Source organism: Kriegella aquimaris (assembly GCF_900103215.1).
GTDB classification, from domain to species: domain Bacteria; phylum Bacteroidota; class Bacteroidia; order Flavobacteriales; family Flavobacteriaceae; genus Kriegella; species Kriegella aquimaris.
Map to the genome: position 1 here is coordinate 89,808 of NZ_FNGV01000019.1, position 6,000 is coordinate 95,807.

3 protein-coding genes are annotated in these 6,000 nt (G+C 39.3%); all 3 read left to right on the plus strand.

Annotation, left to right across the window (positions count from 1 at the left end; genetic code table 11):
* The first annotated feature begins 311 nt into the window (after positions 1-311).
* Positions 312-3,548, plus strand: a complete 3,237-nt coding sequence (locus BLS33_RS22990) for a SusC/RagA family TonB-linked outer membrane protein (protein ID WP_089895398.1) — start codon at positions 312-314, stop codon at positions 3,546-3,548.
* 2 nt (positions 3,549-3,550) lie between these two features.
* Positions 3,551-4,927 carry a RagB/SusD family nutrient uptake outer membrane protein gene (locus tag BLS33_RS22995; RefSeq protein ID WP_218129634.1) on the plus strand — a complete coding sequence of 459 codons (1,377 nt, stop codon included), beginning with the start codon at positions 3,551-3,553 and terminating at the stop codon, positions 4,925-4,927.
* Positions 4,928-5,172: 245 nt separating this feature from the next.
* Positions 5,173-5,880 (plus strand): FadR/GntR family transcriptional regulator, encoded by a 708-nt coding sequence (locus BLS33_RS23000; RefSeq protein WP_089890512.1) that lies wholly within the window; start codon positions 5,173-5,175, stop codon positions 5,878-5,880.
* Positions 5,881-6,000 lie beyond the last annotated feature (120 nt).

The following is a 6,000-nucleotide window of genomic DNA, read 5'->3' on the forward strand; positions in this document are numbered from 1 at the left end:
ACGACTCAAATTAGATTTTAATTTATTAGAAAGCACCACATGAGATAAATAAATGAAGAGCAAAAAAAAGGACGGGTGCACACCCATCCTCTTTAAAGAGATTACTCCATTCTGAAGGGAAGTAATACAAAAGACATGCACATAGTAACTAGCTACACGCCTTCTGCAAAAGTATAAAAATTCATTGATTTTTAAAGAGGTCTGCGTGAGTTGGTAAATTAAAAAAAACCGGTGATCATAAACATCACATAGGGTGTATCGATTCCCCTGCGGTACCTATCGCTTTAATACTAACTTAATAAGAATCACAAATGAATTTTAAAACGAAACTAGCTTTAATCACACTGTTGTTCATCAACGGTTTACAGATGATGGCACAAGACGGTATTACCTTGACGGGTATAGTCGTAGATGTCGAAAAAGTGCCCGTTCCCGGGGTAAATGTCATTATAGTCGGCACCACTACGGGTACGGCGACAGACTTTGACGGAAACTATACAATACAAGTAAACAATGGAGACGTACTACAGTTCTCCTATATCGGGTTCATTACCCAGAATATTCCTTTTGAAGGGCAATCCTCTTTAAACGTCACGTTACAGGAAGATGCCGCACTGCTAGACGAAGTAGTAGTCGTTGGTTACGGTACACGTAAAAAATCACATCTTACAGGCGCTGTAGCAAAAGTAAAAGGTGATGATATTGCCGGTATACAGGCTACACGTGTTGACGATGCTTTAGCAGGTAAATTACCCGGTGTTTTAATTCAAAACCAAAGTGGTGCGCCTGGTGCCGATCCAAAGATTCAGATTAGGGCAGCTTCGTCTATTACAGGAAATTCAGATCCACTCATTGTTGTTGATGGCTACCCTATTTCAGGTAGTTTGGCTACCGTCAATCCAAACGATATTGAAAGCTTAGAAGTTTTAAAAGATGCGGCTTCCGCTGCCATTTATGGTTCTAGAGGAGCAAACGGTGTTATTTTGGTAACTTCTAAAAAGGGTAAAGCAGGTAAGACTAAATTTAGTTACAATGCTTACACGAGTTTTTCAAATAAGTATGTAGACAATATAAAAATGACAGCTAGCGAATTTGCAGATTACGCTGATGCTTCAATTGCAAGTGGCAAGTGGGATGTCTCTGAACTTGAGGCAGCTGCCCCGGGATACACGCAGTTTAAGATAGATGCCTATAGAAATGCACCGGATGTTGTTGCTAGAGAAGATTATCTTTTTGGAACAGGTTCTACACAAAGCCATGACTTTAGTATGAGTGGAGGTAGTGAAGATTCGAACTTCTTTGCATCAATGGGTTATCAGAATACCGATGGTGTTGTAGTAAAGCAAGGATATGAAAGGCTCAATGCGCGTTTAAGTGCGGATACTAAATTTGGTGAAAAGTTCAAGGCAGGAATAAGTTTTAATGGATTTGCATCGGATAGATCTGATTTCGAAGGTAGCCTGAGAGACACAAATAGACAGTATGATATTAGTCCGATTTACCATACACCTGCGTCTATTGCATTTGTTCAAGCATTGGAAGCGCAACATCAAGCTTTGGGTTATACGGTTAATAGAAGTGGGGGTGTAAGTGGTTATAGGGCATTTGATACTAGGGCCGTAAATGGAGATCTTCCAGACCTGTTCCCTGCTAGCATCTATGATTTACAGCCAGGTGATCCAGCATGGGACTGGCACTATGGAAGAGATGGCAATGGTATTGGAGGGTCAGGTAACCCAGGGACTGCCAGTATTCTTGAGAACAGATCAAATACCGAAAAAACATATTTTGCTAATATTAGCTCCTATTTGTCATATGCTATTGCAGAGGGTTTAACCTTAAAAACTGTTTTGGGTGGAGATTATAGGGCTACTCAATTCAAACAACACGCATTAATAACTGGTGACGGTGGTGGCGAATTAAAAGATACATATTTGGATCAACAGGACGTTCAAACAAAGTCTATATTAAGTGTAACTACTTTAGACTATAATACCGTGTTGAATGATAAGCATGATATATCTGCGGTAATTGGGGTAGAATACCAAAAGAATCACCTTCTAGGAACTTCGATACAAGGTAATAATGTGGAACAACGTTTCGGAGAACCACTAAATTATGCATTTATATCAAACGAAAATACTATAGTAACAGAAAGAAATGAAACCATTCATAGGCAGAGTATTTTCGGAAGAATTGCTTATGCCTATGACGATCGTTACTTAATTTCCGCTTCTTTAAGAAGGGATGGCGATTCTCGTTTTGGCGCTAATAATAAACATGAAATGTTTCCAGCAGTTTCATTGGGTTGGAATATACATAACGAAGCATTTTTCAACAATGATGGCTTTATTAGCAAATTTAAGCCAAGAGTTAGTTACGGATCTTTAGGTACTACTTCTAATTTAGGAGCTTATAATGCATTAAGTTTTGCAAATCCTGCAACGACACCATTAGGGAGTGCATTTCTTATTCCAGCAGATACTTCAAATCCAGATTTAACCTGGCAAACAAATACGGAGACGAACTATGGTATTGATTTAGGTTTTGTAAACAATCGTTTCACCTTGGGTGTAGATTATTACACGTCTGATATTGAAAATATTTTAATTGACCTAAGTGTTTCTGAAGTATTAGGAAGAAGTTCCATTAGAGTTAATTCTGGGGATGTAAAAAGTTCTGGTATGGAGTTTGAAATGACTGCAGGAATCGTAAGAAACGATAATTTCAATTGGAGTTTGGGCGCAAACTTGTCTACTGTTAATACAGAAATTACAGATTTAGGTCCTTTAACCCAATTACCAGATCAAATTTATGGTACTTCTGGTAGAGGTGCTGTCTATAGAAATTACGTAGGTGGAGAGATAGGTGAATTATGGGGCCTGCAAACCACAGGATGGGTTGAAGAGAAACATATGATAAACCCTACCGATGTAATTGGTGCGTCTAGTGGAGAAGTGTATGTAGTTGATCAGAATGGTGATGGTAAAATTGACGCGACAAAAACAGTTGAAGATGGTGGGGATTTAGTGAAATTAGGAACAAATACACCTGATTTTTACTGGGGTCTTAATAGTAATATGACCTATAAAAATTTAGACCTTTCTTTCCAATTACAAGGTTCTCATGGAGCAGTGCTTTACAATGTTGATCCACTTTATTACGGTTCAAATTGGGGCGGTAGATTGCGTGGTAGTTTTGATGCTGATGGTGATGGTATTGAAGATGCAACTGGAAAACATTATACCAGAGCTAGAGATCAAACAGACGCTACTGTACAAGATGCCGGTTATGTTGCCTTAAGAAACCTAACGCTCGGTTATACATTTGACCAAGACCTTATGAGCAAAATTGGTTTAAATTCTATTAGAATATATGCTGCAGCCACCAATTTATTATATTTCGTTGGTGATGATTATACGTCTTATAATCCAGAAGGTATAGATAGTTCAAACCCTGGCTATGGAGGACCAATTACTTCTGGGCATCAAGAAGGTGCATATCCAGTGTTAAGAACTTTTACTTTAGGTTTAAACGTTAACTTTTAATAATGAAAAAAATAATGAAAAAAATATTAATAGTAATGGTTTCAATGTTGTTTATAACAGCATGTTCCACAGAGCTAGACCAGGTACCACCTAATCAAGTGGATGCAGATAATATAAGTGATTATGAACCTGTACTAGTTGCAGCGTATTCCTATCATTATGATGCAATACATACAATGCCGGTATTAGGCGATTTTAGATCAGATGACTGTTTGTTTGACGAAACACCATATACAGATTTTGCCGATTTTTCTGGCAATAGTATAACTAGTAGTATGAACGCAGATTTTTTTAAGCCTTTTTACTCTAGTTTGTATCAATCGATATTAAGTGCTAATGATGTTATAATAAACTCTACAGATGCTACGCAAGTAGGCGAAGCTCAATTTGTAAGAGCGTTGGCTTATTTTAAATTGGTACAAGTATTTGGTGATGTAACTGTTAATTTATTAGGAGCACCTACAGTTGAAGAGATTGCTGCTGCTGATCTTACGAGACAACCTAAAAATGAGGTATACACTAATATCATCATACCTGATCTACAAGCAGCAAAGAGTGCTTTAGGCGCTTCTAGTGCTGCAAATGCAGGTGGCAGGGCCACAAGTAATGCTGCACAGGGTTTATTAGGTAAAGTGTATGCAACCATGGGCAACTATGCAGCTGCTGCAACAGAACTTGGAGCGGTTATAAACGGGGCTGCTGCTGCAGGCATTGCATTAGTACCAGATTATTCTATGATTTTTGGCAGTGATAATAACTGGAATTCAGAAATTTTATTTGCAACGGCACAGTCATCTTCTGCAGTAATTCCTGGTGCTACTCGTACTGAAATTATTGGAAATTGGTACGCTGGAAAGAATACGAAAGCAGATGATGGTGCACCTCTATCCGCTGATTTAATCGCTGCTTTTGCTGCTAGTGCTGGAGATTTAAGAACGGCATTGACGCTTAACGGTGAGACTGCTTCTGTAAAGTATGATTCTGGTTCTTACACTGATATGAATTGGATAGAATTAAGATTAACTGATGTTATAATGCTATATGCAGAGGCGTTGAACGAAACGACAAATTCAGGTGGTGGAGAATCTGCCTCTATTTTAGCATTATTAGATCCTATTAGAACTAGGGCAGGATTAGGTAGTTTAAGTGGCACCGCATCTACTCAAGCAGAAGTTAGACAAGCTATTTTAGACGAAAGAAGATTAGAGTTTGCCTGTGAAGGGCTAAGATGGTTTGATTTGGTTCGCTTTGATGCTGCTAGTCCTGGAATACTTGATGCCGAAATGGGAAAAACAATTAATAGTAGTTATCATGTATTCCCTGTACCAGTTACAGAAGTAACTTCATTTGACGAAATAATACAAAACGAAGGGTATTAATATTAGGTTTTAAAATGAAATTTATCACATCGGCAATTTGCCGATCGTAGCGAGCGAAATTGAGTTGTTGAGTTGTTGTATTTACCGGTCTTGACCGGGCCGGTAAATTCTTTTGAATCGATCGGTATTTAACAAACGAAACTGAAATTCTTTGATAAGAGTTTATTTTTTCTCCAGGCCGTTTATTTTTCTAATTTTAACAGACCAATCCGGTCGACCAATTTAAAAAAAGACCCCCTTAGCGTATGAAATTAGAAGTTCTTACCAATAACGAAAATAAAGAGATCCAGAACGCCATTATCTCGAAAATCCGGGAACTGATAAACTATAAGAACCTTGAACCGGGCGACAAGTTGCCTTCCGAGCGCATGCTCGCCGAAAAGTTCGGGGTAAGCAGGAGCAATGTCCGCGAGGCCATCCAGAAACTGGAATTCTACGGATTGTTATTCTCCAAGCCCCAGAGCGGCACTTTCGTGGCCGAAATAGGGCAGATAGCCATGAACGGCATTATGGAGGATATCCTGCGCCTGGAGGAACCCGATTTCAAGTCCCTGGTGGAGACCCGTATTTTACTGGAGCTCAAAACGGTCCGGTTGGCGGCACAGCGCAGGACCGGCGAAGATCTAGAAAAGATGGGGAAGGCCCTGGACGCATACAGCAAAAAGGTGCTCAACGGGGAGGATGCCGTTCAGGAAGACCTGCTTTTCCACTTGGCAATTGCCAAGGCAAGCGGCAACAGCACGATAAATACATTGATGCTGATCATCACCCCCGAGATCATCACCAATTTCGAAAAGTATCACGTTTGCGATAAGGACCAGGCCCTGATCGGCATACAGGAGCATAAAGAAATTTTCGATGCCATCAAGGCACAGAACACGCAACTGGCCAAGGAAAAAATGAAGGTCCATTTTAAAATGTTATATCAATACTGTTACAACATAACCGAATAACGGGATCAAGGGAAAGATAAAATTGCACACTTTTATTTTTCTATGAACCAATGATCTGAAGGGAAACAATACTTGAAGGACTATAAAATTCCACTTTGTCCAAACGTTCGTTTGAACAGG